Source organism: Pseudaminobacter soli (ex Li et al. 2025), assembly GCF_003012705.1.
In the GTDB taxonomy this organism is placed as follows: domain Bacteria; phylum Pseudomonadota; class Alphaproteobacteria; order Rhizobiales; family Rhizobiaceae; genus Pseudaminobacter; species Pseudaminobacter soli.
The window spans coordinates 194517-213576 of the sequence record NZ_PXYL01000004.1; the positions used below are offsets into that span (position 1 = coordinate 194517).

A 19060-nucleotide genomic window follows, 5' to 3' on the forward strand; every position below is an offset into this window, starting at 1 on the left:
CGTCAGTACCCTATCGGCGGAAGGGGCTCGCCTTCCGGTTCGGCAACGCGCATGCCGTCGGTGTCGTCGGTGCCGAGTTCCTGATAGGCACGGTAGGCCAGCACCAGCAGGAAGGCGAAGAACGAGAAGGAGATGACGATCGCCGTCAGGATCAGTGCCTGCGGCAGCGGATTGGCGACCGGCCCGGCGAGCGTGGTTGCACCCTCGGGAATGATGGCTGCCACCTCGCGCATCACCCTGCCCGACGTGAAGATCAGGAGGTTCACGGCATTACCGAAGATCGCAACGCCAAGCAGGATGCGGATCACATGCTTGGACAGCATCAGATAGATCGCGACTGCAAAGAACAGTCCGACGAGCACTGCGAAAGCGGGTTCCATCAGCCGTCCTCCCTTTCCTCGAGCGCCAGCGCGATCGAGGTGATGGACCCGACGACGACCAGATAGACGCCAATGTCAAAGAACATCACCGTCGACAGGTCGACCTCGACCCCAAGGACGTGCACCGAAGTCCAGAGCCCGGTGAGGAACGGCACGCGGAAGGCGTAGGACAGCAGTCCCGAAAGCGCCGACAGGAACAGGCCGAAGCCGGAGATCGCCATCGGATGGAAATACATAGCACGGCGCACCGCCGGCGCGCCGTAGGCAATGCCGAGGATGGCAAAGGCGGACGCGGCGATCAGCCCGCCGATGAAGCCGCCGCCCGGTTCGTTATGGCCGCGCAGCAGCACGAATACCGAGAACAGCAGCATCAGGCTGCTGAGGTAAGGCGCGGCGGTGCGAAAGATCAGTGTTCGCATGGTGCCTGCTCCTGGCGGGTCGTTTTGACCTTTTCGTGGCCCTTCGCGCGAACGCGGATCAATGCCAGGATCGAGAGCCCGGCGATCATGACCACGGAGATTTCACCCAGCGTATCGAGTCCGCGGAAGTCGACGATGATGACGTTGACGATGTTGCGGCCATGCGCAATCGCCTTCGAATGGGCTTCGAAGAAGCTGCTCAGAGTGGCGTCGAATGGCAGCTGGGTTACCTTGAGCAGCAGCAGCGCGAAGGCCACGCCGCAGGCGGTCGATACGGTGATGTCGAGCGCCTTTTGCCCGAAGGGCCGATGCTCCGTCACCGCCAGTCTCAGGCGCGTCATCACGAGCGCGAGGATGACGACCGACAGCGTCTCGACCATGAACTGGGTGAACGACAGGTCCGGGGCGCCCAGAAGCATGAACAGAAGCGCGACCGCGAAGCCCTGGATGCCGAGCGAAACGATGGCGGTCAGCCGGTCCTTGGCATAGACCACGGCACCAAGACCGATCACCGCGATTGCCATGACCGTGAGCTCGTAGAAGCGAAGGTCGGGCCAGGACGGCATGGACGGCAACTCGCCGAACATGATCATCGGCACCAGAAGCGCCAGCGCCACGGCGATGAAGACGACCGTCAGATAAAAATCGAGCCTGCCGTTCTGGACGATCCTCGTCACACGCACGGCGAGGCGAACGAGACCGCGCATGGCCTGGTCGAAGCCGCGATCCGGTCCCCAGCCGATGGCCGCAAGCAGCGAAACCATCCCCGCCCGCAATTTCGCCTGGGTCAAATAGGCCTCAATGCCCAGCACGATCGTCAGCGCCGACAGGAACAGGGGCGCGCCGATATGCGGGAGCGTCGAGATTTCGACGGTCAACGATTGGCCGGCGACCGCGCTCGCCATCGGGCTCGAAAGCAGGTGATGGGCCAGAGGCGAGTAGAGCGCCGCCGCAAAGCCCGACAGGGCAAGAACCAACGGGCCGAGCCAGAGCAGAATTGGGCCCTCGTGCGCCTTCTTCGGCGCATTGCCCATCGGCCCGATGAACGGCTTCAGCCCGACGGTGAAGCCTATCGCGAACATCAGCACATTTCCGATAAGCGCCACCAGCAAGGCCAGCGTTGCCCAGCCACCGCCGATCGCCAGTGCGGCATAGATTTCCTCCTTGGCGAGGAAGCCGAAGAACAGCGGCACGCCGCCCATCGAAAGCGCAGCCAGGAGACCCGCGGTGAAGGTTATCGGCATGGCACCGCGCAGGCCGCTCAGCGAGGAGATATGGCGCGTGCCGGTTTCGTGGTCGACCAGCCCGGCCACCATGAACAGCGCGCCCTTGAACATGGAATGTGCGATCAGATAGAGCACCGCCGCCTCGACCGCGGTCTCGGAGCCGAAGCCCGTCAGCATCACCAGAAGGCCGAGCGAACCGACGGTGGTGTAGGCCAGCATCAGCTTGAGATCGGTCTGGCGAACCGCCAGCAGCGTGCCGACGAAAAGGGTCGCACCGCCGAATAGCGGCAGGATCGTCTCCCAGGGCGCCGTATCGCCCATCACCGGGTTCAGCCGCATCAACAGATAGACACCGGCCTTCACCATGGTGGCCGAGTGCAGATAGGCCGACACGGGCGTCGGCGCCTCCATGGCATTTGGCAGCCAGAAGTGGAACGGAAACTGCGCCGACTTGGTGAAGGCGCCGCCCAGCAGCAGTATCAACGCAAGAAGGTAGAACGGGCTCTCCCTCAGGACATTGCCCGACGCCAGCAGCGTCGACAGCTCGTTTTGTCCCGTGGCCGACCAGACGACCAGCAGGGCCGCCAGCAGCGAAAGGCCACCCAGCCCGGTCACCACCAGGGCCTGCAGCGCAGCCCGCCGCGACGCCTCGCGGCGGTGATCGAAGCCGATCAGCAGGAAGGAAGTGATCGAGGTCAGTTCCCAGAAGACGAAGAGCATCAGGAAGGAGTCGGAAACGACCAGGCCCTGCATCGCCCCCATGAACATCAGGATGAAGGAGAAAAAGCGCCCCTGATGTTCATGGCCTTTCAGGTAGCCGCCCGAATAAAGCACGATCAGCGTGCCGATGCCGGAGATCAGTAGCGCGAAAGTCAGCGAAAGGCCGTCCATATACCAGGAGAAGCGAACGCCGAGGCTCGGGATCCAGTCGAATCCGCCACTCACCGTGCCGCCGCCGGCAATGGCGCCGAGCATTCCGCAAAAGTGCGAGAAGATCCAAAGTGGCGCGAGCGCAAGGACCCACGCTGCATTGTGCTTCAATATGCGCGTTAAGATGGGGGCCGCGGCAGCGGCCAGAAACGGCAGTATCAACGCAAAAAATGTCAGCGGCCGGTCCCCCGTCTTCACTCTACGGGCCGATGCGAGCAACTTCGTCACATGTCGGCAGGATATAAGGATATTGGAATAAGCAGGCCAAGCCTCGTCGGCAAGTCTTTACGGGCCTATCCACAGTTCCTCAGTGTCGCAGCAACTGCTCGCACATGACATTGTCAAAACTTGGCCGCTATTGGCGCCATCGACAGCGCCGCGGCTCGGCCTATTTCCTGAAGCATCGGAATCCGGCAGCCATAGGACAAACAACTCTTGAACCCGACGGCGTCGGCGTGTTCATTCGACGGTCGACAGTTCAATCGAAGCGAGATGCAATGACCAGTACCGGCACATTTCCCCAGATACAGGCCCCGACGACCGAAGAGCGACCAACCGAAGATACGCGACACGGCATTACCCGCGTCGACGAATTCGCTTGGCTGCGGGCCGACAACTGGCAGGAAGTGTTTCGCGATCCGACGACGCTCGAGCCGTCGATCCGCGACCACCTGAACGCTGAGAACATCTACCAGACCGCCCTCATGGCCGACACGGTCGAGTTGCAGAAGACCCTGTTCCAGGAGATGAAGGGGCGCATCAAGGAGGACGACTCCTCCGTGCCGATGAAGGACGGCCCCTACGCCTACGGCTCCTCCTTCAAGAAGGGCGGCGAGCAGCCGCGCTATTTCCGCACCCCGCGCGACGGCGGGCCGGAGGAAATCATCCTCGACGGCGACCTGGAGGCCGAAGGCAAGGCATATTTCCGCATCGGCGGGCTCGATCACTCCTCCGACCATGACCGCCTGCTCTGGGCATTCGACGACAAGGGCTCGGAGTTCTTCACGCTGCACGTTCGCGACCTGACCACCGGCAAAGACCTGGCCGACCAGATCGAGGACACCGGCGGCGGCGGTGTCTGGAATGCCGGTAATGACGGGTTTTTCTACACCCGGCTCGACCAGAATCATCGCCCCTCGAAGATATTCTTCCACGCGCTCGGCACTGATCCTGCCGAAGACCGCCTCATCCATGAGGAGACCGATCCCGGCTTCTTCATGAATGTCGCCGGCTCCCGCCGCAAGGACTGGATCTTCATCGGCATCAACGACCACGAAACGTCGGAATACCATTTGCTCAGCATGGCCGACCCCATGGCCAAGCCGCTGCTGGTGGCGAAGCGCCAGACCGGACTGCAATACGATCTCGAGGAAGGCGGCGACATCTTCTTCATCCTGACCAACGCCGACGGCGCCACAGATTTCAAGATCATGACCGCGCCGGTTTCCGACCCGGTCCGCGCCAACTGGAAGGACCTCGTTCCGCACGAGCCCGGCCGCCTCATCCTTTCGGTGCTCGGTTTCAAGGACTTCATGGTCAGACTTGAACGCAAGGACGGCCTCCCCCGCATCGTCATCCGCGATCGCAACAGCGGCGAGGAGCACATGATCGCCTTCGAGGAGGAGGCCTATTCGCTCGGCCTTTCCGGCTCCTATGAATATGACACCGACGTCATCCGCTTCTCCTATTCGTCGATGACGACGCCCAGCCAGCTCTTCGACTACAATTTGCGGACACGCGAGCGGGTGCTGCTGAAGACGCAGGAAGTGCCTTCGGGCCACAACCACGAAAACTACGTCACCCGTCGCCTGATGGCGCCGGCGCATGACGGCGAACTGGTGCCGATCTCGCTGATCTATCACCGCGACACGCCACTCGACGGCTCCGCGCCGTGCCTGCTCTACGGCTACGGCTCCTACGGCATCACCATTCCTGCATCCTTCAACACCAACTGCCTTTCGCTGGTCGATCGCGGCTTCGTCTATGCCATCGCACATGTCCGCGGCGGCAAGGACAAGGGCTATGCCTGGTACGAGGACGGCAAGCGGGAAAAGAAGACCAACACGTTCCACGACTTCATCACCGCCGCCCGGCATCTGGTGGCGGAGCGCTACACCTCGCACGACCGCATTGTAGCCGAGGGCGGCTCGGCCGGCGGCATGTTGATGGGCTCGATCGCCAACATGGCGCCCGAAGCCTTCGGCGGCATCATCGCCGAGGTTCCTTTCGTCGACGTGCTGACGACAATGCTCGACGACACCCTGCCGCTGACGCCGCCGGAATGGCCCGAATGGGGCAATCCGATCGCCTCGGAGGCCGCCTACAAGACCATTGCGGCCTATTCGCCCTACGACAATGTCGAGGCCATGCACTATCCGCCAATCCTGGCCGTTGCCGGCCTCACCGACCCGCGCGTCACCTATTGGGAGCCGGCCAAGTGGGTCGCGCGCCTGCGCAAGCTGAAGACCGACTCCAATCCGGTACTGTTCCGGATCAACATGGATGCCGGCCACGCTGGCGCCTCCGGCCGCTTCTCGCGGCTCGAGGAGATCGCCTACATCTACGGCTTCGCGCTGAAGGTCACCGGCAAGACGGCGGTTGAGCCAACGAAGTGATCATCGAGAAGCTGTGAATCCTAGAGCGAGATACCTCGCTCTAGGACATGGTTTTTGAAGGATCCTTCCCGAAAAGTCCGTAACTTTTCGGGACCATGCCTTAGCTCGCAGGCTTTGCCTTGCGCGGCGGGTAGCCGTTCGGGTGCGGCGGTATCGCCTTCAGATAGGCAGCGATCGCTGCGCGGTCCTCGGGCGTCAGCCTGGCTATGTTCTTCTGGACCTCGACCATCGTGCCGCCGACCGAATCGAAGTCCGGCGTGAAGCCGGTCTCGAGATAATTGGAGATGTCGTCCTCGGACCACGAGCCGATGCCGCCCTGCCCCGATGTGATGTTGGGAACGATGCCATTGCCTTCCGCGGCGGTGGCGCCGGCCAGCCATTTGCCGTCGTTCGTGGCGCCGGTGAATTGGCGTGGCGTGTGACACTCGCCACAGTGGCCTGGTCCTTCCGCGAGATAACGGCCGAGCAGCACCGGTTCCTGCATCTTCTCGGGAAACTCAACGACCGGATCGTCATCGAGATAGAGCAGTTTCCAAAGGCCCAGCCCCCGCCGGATGTTGAACGGGAAGCGCAGCGAATGGTCAGGGGCTTTGCCTGCTACTGACGGCAACGTCTTCATATAGGCGTAGAGATCGGCAACGTCGCCTACCTTCATTCGCGCATAGGAGGTGTAGGGAAAGGCCGGGTAGAGATGCTCGCCCGAAGGTGAGACGCCCTTCATCAGGGCGTTGGCAAAATCCTCCACGGACCAGGCGCCGATGCCGTCCTTCGGATCCTGCGAGATATTTGGGGCTACGAAGGTGCCGAAGGCCGTCTTCAGCTCGACACCGCCGGCTAGTTCCAGCTTGGCACCACCCTCGGCCTTCGGCCGTGCGTGGCAGGAGGCGCAGCCCCCTGCCCAGAAGATGCGCTCGCCCTTGGCTGCGTCGCCTGTCCCCAATCCGGCCAACCGGATCGGGTCAAGCCGCACCGGCGCGGTCAGATACCAGAACGTGGCGCCCCCGAGAACGCACAGCGCAACCGCCCCCATGGCAAGTCTTGCAGCGACACCCATTGGGCCGGGATCATCCCTTCTTGATACGGAAGCCCTCGTGGCAGGAACTGCAGTTCTTGGCCACCTTGCCGAACTCGACCTTCAAGTCGTCCAGACTGGCGGGCGAAGCTGTGACGGCCGAGGCGGTGTCGGCCTTGAACTTGTCGACTGCCTTCTGGAAGCCGGCCATATCGTCCCAGATCTTCGGCGAAGCGGTCGTGTCCCCGCCGGTCTGGCTCCCGTCCGGAAACAGCTTTTCTACGTCGATCTTCTGGGCATCCTCATTCAGCGTCTTCAGGGCCGCCATCACCTTGTCGGCATCGAAGGGCTGCTCGCCCTTGGCTATTGCGGAAATGCTCTTCAGGGCCTTTCCGTTCGACTTCATGATCGCCTGGCGCTCAGAGATCGGGTCTGCGAGAGCTGCCGTGGCGGTAAGTGCTACAGCAGAGATGGCAAGTATCAGTCGTCGCATAAAATAACCTCCGGGTTGCAAATCAGCTGTCTCGAAACGCTAGCCGGGAAGTTGGACGAAAATATCCTGACATGCTCTTCACGGTTTCGTTATCTGCAGATCGAAACCTCTCTGCCGAAAACAAAAAAACCCCGGCGCAGGCCGGGGTTTCTTTCTTCCGAGAAGGCTCAGGCCTTTTCGTAGAGTTCCAGGACGTGGTCCCAGTTGATGAGGTTGTCGACGAAGGCCTCGAGGTACTTCGGGCGCAGATTGCGGTAGTCGATGTAGTAGGAGTGCTCCCACACGTCGACGCCCAGGATCGGGGTCGCGCCGTGAACCAGCGGGTTCTCGCCATTCGGCGTCTTGGAGATCTCAAGCTTGCCGTTCTTCACCGAAACCCAGGCCCAGCCCGAACCGAACTGCGTGACGCCTGCGTTGATGAAATCGGCCTTGAACTTGTCGTAGCCGCCGAGATCGCTGTCGAAGGCCTTCTGCAGAGCCGCCGGCAGTTTGTTGCCGCCGCCGCCCTTCTTCATCCACTTCCAGAAATGGATGTGGTTGTAGTGCTGGGCCGCGTTGTTGAAGAGGCCTGCGTTCTTGCCGAAGGACTGCTTGACCACTTCCTCGACCGACAGGTTTTCCATGCCGGCTTCGGCGGCCAGCTTGTTGCCGTTGTCGACATAGGCCTTGTGGTGCTTGTCGTGGTGGTATTCGAGCGTTTCCTTCGACATGAAAGGCTGAAGCGCCTCGTAGTCATAGGGCAAAGCGGGCAGTTCAAAAGCCATCGGTCATACTCCCTCGTTGGCAATCGCCGGTCGCGTCGTACCGGACACAAATATGTTTAAATCGTTCCCGAACAACCCCCGGTCGTCGTCCGCTCCTTCTAGAGCATCATCACGAAAAGTGGCAGCCTGTTTCCTGCCGCCAGATGGGGCCTTTCGACAATAAAATGCTCACGCCGCCGGCGTGGAATGCGCCCACTCCCAATAGAGCTCCCTCGCCTTCCGGGCGACCGGACCGGGCTGCAGTTCCCTGCCCTCGATCCGTGTCACTGGAATGACCTTCGAGTGGTTGCCGGTCGAGAAAATCTCGTCGGCCTCCATGAAATCGCTCACGGTCAGCACCTTCTCGGTGGTGCGGAAGCCATAGTCGGCCAGCAGCGAAATGGTTCGCGAGCGCGTGATGCCGGCAAGGAAGGTTCCGTTGGCCGCAGGCGTGAACACATGGCCGTCCTTGACCAGGAAGATGTTGGACGAGCCCGTCTCGGCGACATTGCCCAGCATGTCGAGCACCAGCGCGTTGTCGAAGCCGCGCTTGCGCGCTTCGAGGATGGCGCGCGCATTGTTCGGGTAGAGGCAGCCCGCCTTGGCATTGGTGGGCATGGTCTCGATGGTCGGGCGACGGAAGGGCGACACGGTGATCGAGAAGCCGGACGGCGGCTGCATCGGCGACTCGTAGAGGCACAGGCAGAATCGCGTCGAAGCGGGGTCGGCCGGCACGCCCATATAGCCACCATGCTCAGCCCAATACATCGGACGAACATAGACGGCGGTGTTGCCGTCGAACTTCTTCAGGCCGTCCCAGCTAAGCCCGATGATCTCGTCGGCGCTCATGGTCGGTTCGAGACCGAGCGCGGTCGCCGATTTGTTCACTCGCGCCGAATGCAGGTCGAGGTCGGGAGCCACGCCCTCGAACCAGCGGCCGCCGTCGAAAACCGTGGTGCCGAGCCACATGGCGTGGCTGCGCGGCCCGATGATAGCAACGTTGCCTTCGTACCAATCGCCGTCGACATAGGTCCAGGTTTTGGTCTGCGCTGCAGCTGCAAGTGACATGGCATTGTCCATCTTCTGACCCTAGACCATGATGCCGAAAAGTGGGAACCGGTTTTCGGACGACATCATGGTCTATCCAATTGAATGTGCCGGCATGGAAGACGCTTTGACAGCGCCCGTCAACCGGCCGTTCCCGGGAAATGTTGATGCCAGCGGTTGCGCGCAATAAGGTGGTTTGTGTTGCGTTTGCGCCTTGATGGCGGACGAGAGGTCCCATGCACCACACCGCCTTTGTCTTCGACGCTTACGGTACCTTATTCGACGTGCACGCGGCGGTCCGGCGCCATGCGGCGGCGATCGGCCCGGACGGTCAGCTTTTGTCCGACATCTGGCGGGCAAAGCAGCTCGAATATTCCTGGACGCGCTCGCTGATGGGATCTTATGTCGACTTCTGGCAACTGACCGAGCAGGCGCTGGATTTCGCCTTCCTCAAAGTGCCTTCGGCCGACCGCAAGCTGCGCCAGGAACTGCTCGACGCCTACTGGCATCTCGACTGCTATCCTGAGGTCCCAGCTGTCCTGAAGGCGCTGAAGGACAGTGGAGCACGGCTTGCCATCCTCTCCAACGGCTCGCCGGCGATGCTGGAGGCCGCCGTCAAGTCGGCCGCTCTCGACCAGGTTCTCGATGACATCTTCTCGGTCGACGCCGTTCGCCGTTTCAAACCCGCCCCGGACGTCTACGACATGGTGACGACCGGTTGGCGGCTTTATCCACATGCGGTGTCGTTCCAGTCGTCAAACCGCTGGGACGTGGCCGGGGCCACGCGATTCGGCTTCCGCACCGTCTGGATCAACCGGACCAACCAGCCGGACGAATATCGCGACCTGCAGCCGGGGCTGATCCTGCCTTCGCTCAATGGCCTGCTGACCGACGAGCGGGACTAGTTGGGAAAAAGTGACCCAAATATCACAGTGACTTGGCGGTCACACCATTGCCTTTCTTTCATCACCCTGACGCCAGATTCGGAACCATCTATCGCGTCCAATCTTATGTGGGAGGGACAACGCCCCGCTCGCGGAGCGTTCACGGTTTTTTGCAATGTCGTTAGTTATTCAATTCGGCATTCGGAATTAGAAGGGCATCCATGACCGACTCGAATTTTTCCCCCCGGCTCAGCCGTCGCAGTTTCTTGGGGGCGGCAGCCGTCAGTGCCGCTTCCTTTGCAGTTTCCGCCTGCAGCACAGTCTCACGTTACACTGAAGGCAGCGGCCCGGTAGCCTATGCGCCCCAGGCCAGCGTCGACCCGGCCTTCGGCGACTACGCCATGATGTATGGCCCGATGGAAGATGAAGGCTTCCAGCTTCCTGCGATTCCGATCAAGAAGATGAACAAGCGCTTCCTGCGCCAGGTCGTGCAGGACCCGACCGGCGAGCGCCCCGGCACCATCGTGGTCGATACCACCAACCACTTCCTCTATCTCGTTCGCGAGGGTGGTGAGGCTATGCGCTATGGCGTCGGTCTCGGCCGCGCCGGCTTCGAATGGTCGGGCCGCGCCGTCATCCAGTGGAAGCGCAAGTGGCCGACCTGGACGCCGCCGGATGAAATGATCGGCCGTCAGCCGGAACTGGCCAAGTACAGCGCCGCCAATGGCGGCATGCAGCCTGGCCTCATGAACCCGCTCGGCGCGCGCGCTCTTTATATCTTTAAGGACGGCCAGGACACGCTTTATCGCCTGCACGGCTCGCCGGAGTGGTTCTCGATCGGCAAGTCCGTTTCCTCGGGCTGCGTGCGCCTGATGAACCAGGACATCATCGATCTCTACGACCGCGTTCCCAACAAGACGCCGATCCTGGTGACGGGTAGCATTGGCGGCGGCGTGGCCTGAGTCACGCCTCACGATCCCGATCCAAGGTTCAGATCGCGGCCCGGGCAACCGGCGCCGCGATTTCCTTTTCTACTTCCTGAGAATGCCGAGGATGCCGCGCACGAGTTCGCGGCCCAGGGTAGATCCCACCGACCTCACCACGGATTTCACTGCAGCTTCCGTCACCGTTTGGCGGTTCGACGGGCGCGGTTGGCTCGTACGCTGATTTCCATTACGGTTTCCGCCGAAGTCCGGTAGCGTCCACCCGCCACCGTTTGATGGCGCTTCGCCCTGGGCCGACTGACTGGCCCGCTTCTGCAGGATCTCGAACGCCGATTCGCGATCGATCATCTGGTCGTACTGGCCTGCGACCGGGCTCGCATCCATCACCCGCCGCCGTTCTTCAGGCGTCAGCGGACCGATCCGCGAGGATGGCGGGCGAATCAGCGTCCGCTGCACCATCGACGGAATTCCCTTTTCCTCGAGCGTGGAGACCAGTGCCTCGCCGGTGCCGAGGCTGGTGATGGCCTCAAACGTATTGAAATCGGGATTGGGCCGGAACGTGCCGGCGGCCGTCTTCACCGCGCTGGTCTCGCGCGGGGTATAGGCGCGCAGCGCGTGCTGGATGCGGTTGCCCAGCTGGGCCAGCACCGTCTCGGGCACGTCGAGCGGATTTTGCGTGACAAAATAGACGCCCACGCCCTTCGAGCGGATCAGCCGCACGACCTGCTCGATGCGTTCGAGAAGCGCCTTCGGCGCCTCGTTGAACAGAAGATGTGCTTCGTCGAAGAAGAACACCAGGCGTGGCTTGTCTGGGTCGCCGACCTCCGGCAGTTGCTCGAACAACTCGGAAAGCAGCCAGAGCAGGAAGGTCGAATAGAGCCGCGGGTTGGTCATCAGCTTTTCAGCGGCCAGCACATTGACCATGCCGCGTCCGTCCCGATCCGTGCGCATGAGATCTGAAATCCGCAGCGCCGGCTCGCCGAAGAAGTTGGCGCCGCCCTGCTGCTCCAGCACCAGAAGCGAGCGCTGGATGGCCCCCACCGAGGCCTTGTTGACATTGCCGTAGCGCGCCGAAAGTTCGTCGGAGCGTGTGGCCATGTTGGCCAGCATCGACTGAAGGTCCTTCAGGTCGAGCAGAAGCAGGCCTTCCTCATCGGCGATCCGGAAAGCAATGTTCAGCACGCCTTCCTGCGCATTGGTGAGGTTCATCAGACGTGACAGCAAGAGCGGCCCCATCTCGCTGATCGTGGCCCGGATCGGGTGCCCCTGCTCGCCGAACAGGTCCCAGAAGATCGTAGGCGTTTTGTGGAACTCGTAAGGGTCCAGCTTCACCGCCTCGGCGCGCTTGAGCAGAAAATCCTTCGGCTCGCCCGGCAAGGCGATGCCCGACAGATCGCCCTTCACGTCAGCGCAGAACACCGGAACGCCGGCCTCCGAAAAGCCTTCGGCCAGGATCTGCAGCGTCACGGTCTTGCCGGTACCGGTCGCGCCGGTAATCAGCCCGTGGCGATTGCCGTATTTCAGGAGCAATTCTTCGCGCTGCTGATAGCTGTCATCCGGCTTGCGGCTGGCACCGATGAAAAGGCTGTCTTCCTGCGCCATATTTTCTCTGTCTCCGGATTCCATAAGTCGGCCGCCGGATGCGTCGCGCACCCTAAAAGCCATTAGAATGGTATAGTTGCGCGGGCGCAGCGCGACAACGGCGAACGACCGATTTCGCCGTTTGAGGGTTGCAGTCCCCCCGCTGGTTTGGCAATCCAGAGAGGGAATGTCGTTGTTATCCAATGCAGCGCATTTCCGTGTCATATTTTGTCGCCGTGCCAAACCTATGTTGCATTGCGGCAGGGAGGCGACGACCGTAAATTCAGCCAGACTGGATCGGTCAGGCTAGAGGAGCCAAGATGGACGCGCGTACCGTTTTCAGCGATGTCAAGTTTCCCCCAAGCGATCGGGACCGGTGGCTGGCCCTGGCGCAGAAAGCGCTGGCCGGTGCATCATTGGAGGAAACTCTGGTTTCGCACACCGACGACGGCTTGCGCATCGAGCCGTTGTACGATCGGCCTGATACTGCCGAGTTCCTGGCGCGCAAAAATCCCGATGCCCCTTGGATCATAGCCCAGCGCATTGACGACACCGACCCCGTTCGCGCCAACGCGCAGGCGCTGCATGAGATCGAGCAGGGCGCGACCGGTCTTGCTCTGGTGTTCGAAGGAGCGCCCAATTCCTTCGGCTACGGCCTTCCCGCTTCGGCCGAAGTTTTGGAAACGGTTCTCGAAGGCGTCGCACTCAACCGCACCTATCTGCGCGTCGACGTGCACCCATCGAGCCGTGCCATGGCCGACTGGCTGGTGGCCATCCTCGCCAAGCGCCGCGTCGACCCGTCGAGGCTCAACCTTTCCTTCGGCATCGATCCGGCGGCGATCTTCGCCGGCACCGGACGGCTGCGCATGTCGATCGAGGCGTTGCAGGCCTCGATGCCGCAATCATTGGCGCACTTCTTCGCGCTTGGCGTGCCCGGCGTGCTGCTGGAAGCCGATGGCCGAGTGCTGCACAATGCCGGCGCCACCGAAGCGCAGGAACTGGGCGTGATGATGGCTTCCGCCGTTGCGCATCTGCGCTTGTTCGAAGATGCCCGGCAGGCGCTTGTCTATGCCGCGCCGCATATCGGTTTCTCGCTCAGCGTCGACCAGGACCAGTTCCTGTCCATGGCAAAGATCAGGGCGTTGAGAAAGCTCTGGGCCCGCGTCCAGCAGAGCTGCTCCATCCAGCCCAGCCCGGCTACGATCCACGCCGAGACGTCCTATCGGATGATGACGCTGAAGGATCCCGAAACGAACATCCTGCGCACGACGCTCGCAAGCTTTGCCGCAGCCGTCGGTGGTGCGGATTCCGTGTCCATCTTGCCGCACACGATCGCACACGGCCTGCCCGACGCCTTTGCGCGGCGCGTCGCCCGTAACACGCAGCTGATCATGGCCCGCGAAAGCCATCTCGGTTTCGTTGCCGATCCGGCTTCCGGCTCGGGCGGCGTTGAGGCCCTTACCGCCGAGCTTTGCGAGGCCGCATGGCGCGAATTCCAGCTCATCGAGACGGAAGGCGGCCTGTTGCACAGCCTTGCCAGGGGCAATGTCCAGAAGCGTGTCCTCGAAGCGCGTGACCGTCGCGCAGCCGAATACGCCGAGGGCAAACGCGCCCTGGTCGGCACGACCGTCTATCCCCTGGCCGCCGAGCGGCCTGTCGAGACGCTCGCCGCTCCGCGCCGCCCTGCGCCGACCGACGGCACGGTCTTCTGCCAGCCCCTGCCGGCCGCGCGGCTTGATGAACTGATCGGAGCTTGAGAATGATTCCCGATTTTTCCAAGCTCGGCTGGACGGATCCATGCCTCGAAGAGGCCGGCACCGAGGCAGAGATCTGGCACACGCCGGAAGGCATCGCAGTCAAGCATCGCTATGGCCCGCACGACCTGGCCGACTTGCCCTATCTCGACACCTATCCGGGCATTGCGCCCTATATCCGCGGCCCCTACCCGACCATGTATGTCCAGCAGCCCTGGACGATCCGTCAGTATGCCGGCTTCTCGACGGCCGAGGAGTCCAACGCCTTCTACCGGCGCAATCTCGCCGCCGGCCAGAAAGGCCTTTCCGTCGCCTTCGATCTAGCCACCCATCGCGGCTATGACAGCGACCATCCGCGCGTGGCCGGCGACGTCGGCATGGCTGGCGTGGCGATCGATTCCATCCTCGACATGCGGCAGCTGTTCGACGGCATCCCGCTCGACCAGATGACCGTCTCCATGACCATGAACGGCGCGGTGCTGCCGATCATGGCGCTCTATATTGTCGCCGCCGAAGAACAGGGCGTTGCCCAAAAAGACCTCGCCGGAACCATTCAGAATGACATTCTGAAAGAGTTCATGGTGCGCAACACCTACATCTATCCGCCCAAGCCCTCAATGCGGATAATTTCCGACATCTTCTCCTACACTTCGCATCATATGCCGAAGTTCAACTCGATCTCGATCTCCGGCTATCACATGCAGGAAGCGGGAGCGACGGCGGATCTGGAGCTCGCCTACACCATCGCCGACGGCATCGAATATGCGCGCGCCGGCGTGGCGGCCGGCCTCGACATCGACAAGTTCGCACCGCGCCTGTCGTTCTTCTGGGCCATCGGCATGAACTTCTTCATGGAAGTCGCCAAGATGCGCGCCGCGCGCCTGCTCTGGGCGAGCCTGATGCAGAAGAATTTTTCGCCCAAGGACCACCGTTCGCTTTCGCTGCGCACGCATTGCCAGACGTCGGGCTGGTCGCTCACCGCGCAGGACCCCTACAACAACATCATGCGCACGATGATCGAGGCGATGGCAGCAACGCAGGGCCATACCCAGTCGCTGCACACCAACTCATTCGACGAAGCGCTGGCGCTGCCCACCGACCATTCCGCGCGCATCGCTCGCAACTCCCAGTTGATCCTCCAGAAGGAGTCGGGCACGACCCGCATCATCGACCCGTGGGGCGGCTCGACCTATGTCGAGCGGCTGACGCATGATCTTGCCATGCGCGCGCTTGCGCATATCGAGGAGGTCGAGGACCTTGGCGGCATGGCCGCCGCCACCGAACGCGGCATCCCGAAGCTGCGCATCGAGGAGGCCGCCGCGCGCACCCAGGCCCGCATCGACTCTGGCGAACAGGCGCTTGTGGGCGTCAACGCCTTCCGCCCCGAGCAGGACATCGAAGTCGACGTACTCAAGGTCGACAACGCCGAGGTGCGCGCCCGCCAGCTCGCCAAGCTGCAGGAACTCAAGGGCACGCGCGACGTGGCCGCGGTCGAAAGCGCTCTCGACGCGCTGACCAAAGCCGCGCATGGCAATGAAAACCTTCTGGAATTCGCGATCCGTGCCGCGCGCGCCAAGGCAACCGTGGGCGAAATCTCGTCCGCGCTGGAAAAGGCCTTTGGCCGCCACGTCGCGACGGTGCAGACGATCTCCGGCGTTTACCGTTCGGAGATGGGCGAGAACGCCACCGCCGATCGCGTGCAAAAGCTGATCGAGGTCTTCGAAAAGAAGAACGGTTCGAAGCCGCGCATACTCGTCGCCAAGATGGGCCAGGACGGCCATGACCGCGGCCAGAAGGTGATTGCCACCGCCTTTGCCGACCTCGGCTTCGACGTGACCGTCGGCGCCATGTTCCAGACGCCGGAAGAGATCGCCAAGCTCGCGGCCGAAAACGATGTCAACATCGTCGGAGCGTCGTCTCTGGCAGCCGGCCATCTGACACTGATCCCCGAGCTCCGCGACGCACTGAAACGGCTCGGCCGCGAGGACATCATGATCGTCGCCGGCGGCGTGATCCCGCCTCAGGACTACGATGCCGTCCTCCAGTCAGGAGCAACCGAGATTTTCCCGCCCGGCACTGTCATACCAGAAGCTGCGGAGCGGTTGCTGGAGAGGCTGAATCAGCCGAACTAGCCCACTGCTTGTAGCAATACGCGGCGAGTGTTATATCTCCCGTTATAACAATGACGGAGGCGACGATGAACACTGTCATTCGCAAGATCGGCAATTCCGAAGGGGTGATCATCCCCAAGGAGACGCTCAATCGTCTGAACCTCAAGGCAGGTGACAGCCTCGAGCTGATCGAAGACAAGGATGGCTTTACATTGAGGCCCGTCGACGATGCTTTCGAGCGGCAAATGGCTGCCGCGCGCGAAGTCATGGACAAATATAAGGTCGCGCTTCAGAAGCTCGCTGAATGAGCTGGCAATTTCTCTCCAGGCGCGCAGTGGAAGCGATGCACGCCGAGCAGTTGCGGCGGCATGGCGGATTCCAAGGCATTCGAGACGAGAATGCCTTGGAATCCGCACTCGCACGGCCTGTGAACAAGACCGCTTACGGCAATCCGAGTGTTCACGAACTCGCCGCGGCGTACATCTTTGGGATTGCCCGCAACCATGCCTTCGTCGACGGCAACAAGCGTACAGCGATCGTTGCTGCCGGCGCTTTCCTAATCATCAATGGTTGCATGCTGACGGCAGATGATGGGACGCTCTACACCTTCGTCATGGGCGTCGCCGCAGGCGAGATCGATGAGGCAGGAGCGGCCGCCTTCTTTCGTGACTACACGCAACCGATATCCGGCTGATCCCTATCGGTCACCCCACCTTCAGCGCCGCGATTTCCCATTCCTTGCCATTGACGACGGCGGTGTCGCCCACGCCCTTGCCGAACAGTGCCACCGCCATCGGCGAGACGTGCGAGATCGTGCCCTTCGAGGGGTCGGCTTCGTCCTCACCGACAATCTTCCAGGTCTTCGAGTGGCCGTCCTCGTCCTCGATCGACACGGTCATGCCGAAGCGCACGACGTCGCTGTCAGCTTCCGGAACTGACAGTTCCGCCGTCTCGCGGCGGGACGCCCAATAGCGAAGGTCGCGCGAAACCAGCGCAATGCGTTCGCGATTGCCCTCGCGTTCCGCCTCCGCCAGATCCTCGCGCAGCGCGGCGAGGTTGGCGTCGATCATGGCCAGGCCATTCTCGGTCACAAGGTTGCGGTGTTCGCTGACCGGCCGTTCGCCAATGTCTGCGATCGCTTTCTCACTGTCTTCTTCGCGGGTAAAAGCTCTGCTCATGTAGAGAGCTTATGCTTTGGCAATACTTCGCACAAGCTCCCCAATAGGTGGTGAAGCACACAACCGCTGGCATGCTTGCCGCCAGCAAGTAAAGGTGGGAGCTTTTTCGGCCGAAAATGGTCTACGCCAACGCTGCCGTAGGCCGCAAACCGCCCACGACCATGCCATTCCGGTTGGTCAAAACCGGATTCATGAACTCGCGCAGTATTCCGGTCAGCGTCTCGTCGCCGGCCACAAGCTTCGCCATGACCGTCGCGACCATCACTTCCGCCGCACGGAAAGCGCCATCGTCGCATTTCAGTGCGATGCCAAGGCCGAGTTCCGGTACCGCCGCACAGTACACGCCTTCCGCACCGACCTTGACGAACAGCCGGCCAGGCGCGCGGCCCATCAGCAGGGTGTCGAAGCTTTCACTGCCGCCCACATGGAACGGTTCGGCCATACACGCGGCAAACAGCCGGCGGGCAGCCTTGGCGCGCTCCTCTCCGAGCCCGACACCCGTCGCCATCCGCGCAAAGCCATGCGCGAGGTTGCGCAGCGGCACCGCATAGGTGGGGATCGAGCAGCCGTCGATGGCGCGATTGTCGGCGCTATGCGCGGCACCAGTCACGTTCTCCAGCGCTTCGCAGAGCATCTCCTGATACCGGTGTCCGGCCTTCACATAGCCGCGGTGCTCGATGCCGGCGTGGCAGCAGGCGCATAAGAACCCCGAATGCTTGCCCGAGCAATTGTTGTGCAGGGCATTTGCCGTGCCGCCGCTGCGCGCCAGTTCGATGGTCGCCTTCTGGCTGGACGGCCAGTGCGTTCCGCACTCGAGCGCCTGCTCATCCAGCCCCGCCTTCGCCAGCATGGCGCGAGCTAGCTCCACATGCCCGGCCTCGCCGTCGTGCGAGGCGCAGGACAGCGCCAATTCCTTGTCGCCGAAGCCATAGGCATCCGCCGCGCCGGTCTCCACCAGCGGCAACGCCTGGATCGACTTCACCGCCGAGCGTGGGAAGGTCGGCCGCATCGTATCGCCGATTTCCAGAACGGCCTTGCCGTCCGCATCGAAGACCGCGATTGCGCCGCGATGCCTGCTTTCAACGATATCGCCCCGCAGGACTTCGACCAGAACCGGATTCGACATGAAGTATTGACCTCGAAACTCACGATTGCGAGGGACTTGATAACTGCACCGCGAGCCGATGCAAGGGAAATCCGGCCACGGACGGCCAGTCTTGTCTGGTCGCCTTAGTCGTCGAAGGCGCTTTCCAGAACCATACGCAAAGTGAGCGCCTCGGTCTGATCGGCCGGCGCTTCATAGAGGACGTCGTCGATCAGCCAGCCTTCGGGCGTGGAAAGCACCGCTATGCGATCGGTCCAGCCGGCTTCGGGCGTCTGGGGAAACTTGTAGCTCACCTCCACCAGGGTGCGGCCATCCGTGTCGGTGACTGTTCCCGGTTCGCAGACCGGCGCGAGGTCGGGATAGGTCTGATAGGGAATGCCGTCGCCAAAAGGCGGCTTGTCGTCCGGATTAGCCTTGGCGATGGCGTCGTTGCGGTTCTCCGCCTCAGCGACCGCATCTCGCAATGAAGGCGTGAGCAAGTTGCGGGTGCCCGCTGCATTGTCCTCCACCCGCGTCTGGCAGAAGGCTTTGGCAAGCTCGGTGGCGGTTTGGGCCGCCAGCGCATTGGACAACCCGCCCACAGTGAAGCACATAGCCAAGAAGATGGCGTTCAGTCGCATTCCGATCCCCTCTCCCCG

General features: G+C 62.2%; 18 protein-coding genes. 7 read left to right on the plus strand and 11 right to left on the minus strand.

Translation table 11 applies throughout. The features are described from left to right. Nucleotides 1–2: 2 nt before the first annotated feature. Genes C7I85_RS09840 through C7I85_RS09850 form a run of 3 tightly spaced genes read right to left on the minus strand, consistent with a single transcriptional unit; the run spans nt 3 to nt 3153 of the window. Entirely contained in the window at nt 3–380 is a 378-nt protein-coding gene (locus tag C7I85_RS09840) for a Na+/H+ antiporter subunit C (protein ID WP_106723792.1), read from the minus strand. Beyond that, the gene (locus C7I85_RS09845; RefSeq protein ID WP_106723793.1) at nt 380–799 is read right to left on the minus strand and encodes a Na+/H+ antiporter subunit B; all 420 of its coding nucleotides are present in this window, start codon (nt 797–799) and stop codon (nt 380–382) included. The genes C7I85_RS09840 and C7I85_RS09845 overlap by 1 nt, the downstream gene beginning before the upstream one ends. Then, nucleotides 787–3153: a putative monovalent cation/H+ antiporter subunit A gene (locus tag C7I85_RS09850; protein ID WP_106723794.1), complete on the minus strand. Its 2367-nt coding sequence runs from the start codon at nt 3151–3153 to the stop codon at nt 787–789. The genes C7I85_RS09845 and C7I85_RS09850 overlap by 13 nt, the downstream gene beginning before the upstream one ends. A 299-nt stretch (nt 3154–3452) precedes the next feature. Here C7I85_RS09850 and C7I85_RS09855 point away from each other — a divergent pair, with 299 nt between their 5' ends. Beyond that, nucleotides 3453–5570, plus strand: a complete 2118-nt coding sequence (locus C7I85_RS09855) for a S9 family peptidase (protein WP_106723795.1) — start codon at nt 3453–3455, stop codon at nt 5568–5570. Between the two features lie 100 nt (nt 5571–5670). On the opposite strand, the gene C7I85_RS09860 is transcribed toward C7I85_RS09855, so the two are convergent. From C7I85_RS09860 to C7I85_RS09875, 4 genes are all read right to left on the minus strand, one after another. After that, nucleotides 5671–6624: a cytochrome c gene (locus C7I85_RS09860; protein ID WP_106723796.1), complete on the minus strand. Its 954-nt coding sequence runs from the start codon at nt 6622–6624 to the stop codon at nt 5671–5673. A gap of 10 nt (nt 6625–6634) precedes the next feature. Beyond that, a complete protein-coding gene (locus tag C7I85_RS09865) occupies nt 6635–7075 on the minus strand; it encodes a c-type cytochrome (RefSeq protein WP_106723797.1) in 441 nt (146 codons plus the stop codon). Nucleotides 7076–7242: 167 nt separating this feature from the next. Then, nucleotides 7243–7839 carry a superoxide dismutase gene (locus C7I85_RS09870; RefSeq protein WP_106723798.1) on the minus strand — a complete coding sequence of 199 codons (597 nt, stop codon included), beginning with the start codon at nt 7837–7839 and terminating at the stop codon, nt 7243–7245. Nucleotides 7840–8007: 168 nt separating this feature from the next. Next, on the minus strand, nt 8008–8886 hold the full coding sequence (locus C7I85_RS09875; protein WP_106724092.1) for a branched-chain amino acid aminotransferase: 879 nt from the start codon (nt 8884–8886) through the stop codon (nt 8008–8010). A gap of 215 nt (nt 8887–9101) precedes the next feature. On the opposite strand from C7I85_RS09875, the gene C7I85_RS09880 reads away from it, so the two are divergent. Together C7I85_RS09880 and C7I85_RS09885 are read left to right on the plus strand one after the other, a co-directional pair. Further along, a complete protein-coding gene (locus C7I85_RS09880) occupies nt 9102–9770 on the plus strand; it encodes a haloacid dehalogenase type II (protein ID WP_106723799.1) in 669 nt (222 codons plus the stop codon). A 200-nt stretch (nt 9771–9970) separates the two neighbouring features. After that, nucleotides 9971–10711, plus strand: coding sequence for a L,D-transpeptidase (locus C7I85_RS09885; protein WP_106723800.1), 741 nt, complete (start codon nt 9971–9973; stop codon nt 10709–10711). A gap of 69 nt (nt 10712–10780) precedes the next feature. Here C7I85_RS09885 and C7I85_RS09890 read toward each other — a convergent pair whose 3' ends face one another. After that, nucleotides 10781–12295, minus strand: coding sequence for a helicase HerA-like C-terminal domain-containing protein (locus C7I85_RS09890; RefSeq protein ID WP_106723801.1), 1515 nt, complete (start codon nt 12293–12295; stop codon nt 10781–10783). A gap of 299 nt (nt 12296–12594) precedes the next feature. Here C7I85_RS09890 and C7I85_RS09895 point away from each other — a divergent pair, with 299 nt between their 5' ends. The 4 genes from C7I85_RS09895 to C7I85_RS09910 all read left to right on the plus strand — a co-directional run bounded on the left by C7I85_RS09895 (nt 12595) and on the right by C7I85_RS09910 (nt 16833). Next, the gene (locus C7I85_RS09895; RefSeq protein WP_106723802.1) at nt 12595–14031 is read left to right on the plus strand and encodes a methylmalonyl-CoA mutase subunit beta; all 1437 of its coding nucleotides are present in this window, start codon (nt 12595–12597) and stop codon (nt 14029–14031) included. Nucleotides 14032–14033: 2 nt separating this feature from the next. Then, on the plus strand, nt 14034–16160 hold the full coding sequence (gene scpA / locus C7I85_RS09900) for a methylmalonyl-CoA mutase (protein WP_106723803.1): 2127 nt from the start codon (nt 14034–14036) through the stop codon (nt 16158–16160). Between the two features lie 65 nt (nt 16161–16225). After that, nucleotides 16226–16447 carry an AbrB/MazE/SpoVT family DNA-binding domain-containing protein gene (locus C7I85_RS09905; RefSeq protein ID WP_106724093.1) on the plus strand — a complete coding sequence of 74 codons (222 nt, stop codon included), beginning with the start codon at nt 16226–16228 and terminating at the stop codon, nt 16445–16447. After that, entirely contained in the window at nt 16444–16833 is a 390-nt protein-coding gene (locus C7I85_RS09910) for a type II toxin-antitoxin system death-on-curing family toxin (RefSeq protein WP_106723804.1), read from the plus strand. The genes C7I85_RS09905 and C7I85_RS09910 overlap by 4 nt, the downstream gene beginning before the upstream one ends. 10 nt (nt 16834–16843) lie before the next feature. On the opposite strand, the gene greA is transcribed toward C7I85_RS09910, so the two are convergent. The 3 genes from greA to C7I85_RS09925 all read right to left on the minus strand — a co-directional run bounded on the left by greA (nt 16844) and on the right by C7I85_RS09925 (nt 19042). Continuing rightward, entirely contained in the window at nt 16844–17317 is a 474-nt protein-coding gene (gene greA / locus C7I85_RS09915; protein WP_106723805.1) for a transcription elongation factor GreA, read from the minus strand. A gap of 121 nt (nt 17318–17438) precedes the next feature. After that, a complete protein-coding gene (locus tag C7I85_RS09920) occupies nt 17439–18443 on the minus strand; it encodes an asparaginase (RefSeq protein ID WP_106723806.1) in 1005 nt (334 codons plus the stop codon). A gap of 104 nt (nt 18444–18547) precedes the next feature. Beyond that, on the minus strand, nt 18548–19042 hold the full coding sequence (locus C7I85_RS09925; protein ID WP_106723807.1) for a hypothetical protein: 495 nt from the start codon (nt 19040–19042) through the stop codon (nt 18548–18550). Nucleotides 19043–19060: the final 18 nt, after the last annotated feature.

What these genes read in the sequence shown, in the direction of transcription:
- C7I85_RS09840 (WP_106723792.1), bottom strand. Translation starts at nt 380, where the DNA reads ATGGAACCCGCTTTCGCAGTGCTCGTCGGACTGTTCTTTGCAGTCGCG.
- C7I85_RS09845 (WP_106723793.1), bottom strand. Translation starts at nt 799, where the DNA reads ATGCGAACACTGATCTTTCGCACCGCCGCGCCTTACCTCAGCAGCCTG.
- C7I85_RS09855 (WP_106723795.1), top strand. Translation starts at nt 3,453, where the DNA reads ATGACCAGTACCGGCACATTTCCCCAGATACAGGCCCCGACGACCGAA.
- C7I85_RS09860 (WP_106723796.1), bottom strand. Translation starts at nt 6,624, where the DNA reads ATGGGTGTCGCTGCAAGACTTGCCATGGGGGCGGTTGCGCTGTGCGTT.
- C7I85_RS09865 (WP_106723797.1), bottom strand. Translation starts at nt 7,075, where the DNA reads ATGCGACGACTGATACTTGCCATCTCTGCTGTAGCACTTACCGCCACG.
- C7I85_RS09870 (WP_106723798.1), bottom strand. Translation starts at nt 7,839, where the DNA reads ATGGCTTTTGAACTGCCCGCTTTGCCCTATGACTACGAGGCGCTTCAG.
- C7I85_RS09875 (WP_106724092.1), bottom strand. Translation starts at nt 8,886, where the DNA reads ATGTCACTTGCAGCTGCAGCGCAGACCAAAACCTGGACCTATGTCGAC.
- C7I85_RS09880 (WP_106723799.1), top strand. Translation starts at nt 9,102, where the DNA reads ATGCACCACACCGCCTTTGTCTTCGACGCTTACGGTACCTTATTCGAC.
- C7I85_RS09885 (WP_106723800.1), top strand. Translation starts at nt 9,971, where the DNA reads ATGACCGACTCGAATTTTTCCCCCCGGCTCAGCCGTCGCAGTTTCTTG.
- C7I85_RS09890 (WP_106723801.1), bottom strand. Translation starts at nt 12,295, where the DNA reads ATGGCGCAGGAAGACAGCCTTTTCATCGGTGCCAGCCGCAAGCCGGAT.
- C7I85_RS09895 (WP_106723802.1), top strand. Translation starts at nt 12,595, where the DNA reads ATGGACGCGCGTACCGTTTTCAGCGATGTCAAGTTTCCCCCAAGCGAT.
- scpA (WP_106723803.1), top strand. Translation starts at nt 14,034, where the DNA reads ATGATTCCCGATTTTTCCAAGCTCGGCTGGACGGATCCATGCCTCGAA.
- C7I85_RS09905 (WP_106724093.1), top strand. Translation starts at nt 16,226, where the DNA reads ATGAACACTGTCATTCGCAAGATCGGCAATTCCGAAGGGGTGATCATC.
- C7I85_RS09910 (WP_106723804.1), top strand. Translation starts at nt 16,444, where the DNA reads ATGAGCTGGCAATTTCTCTCCAGGCGCGCAGTGGAAGCGATGCACGCC.
- greA (WP_106723805.1), bottom strand. Translation starts at nt 17,317, where the DNA reads ATGAGCAGAGCTTTTACCCGCGAAGAAGACAGTGAGAAAGCGATCGCA.
- C7I85_RS09920 (WP_106723806.1), bottom strand. Translation starts at nt 18,443, where the DNA reads ATGTCGAATCCGGTTCTGGTCGAAGTCCTGCGGGGCGATATCGTTGAA.
- C7I85_RS09925 (WP_106723807.1), bottom strand. Translation starts at nt 19,042, where the DNA reads ATGCGACTGAACGCCATCTTCTTGGCTATGTGCTTCACTGTGGGCGGG.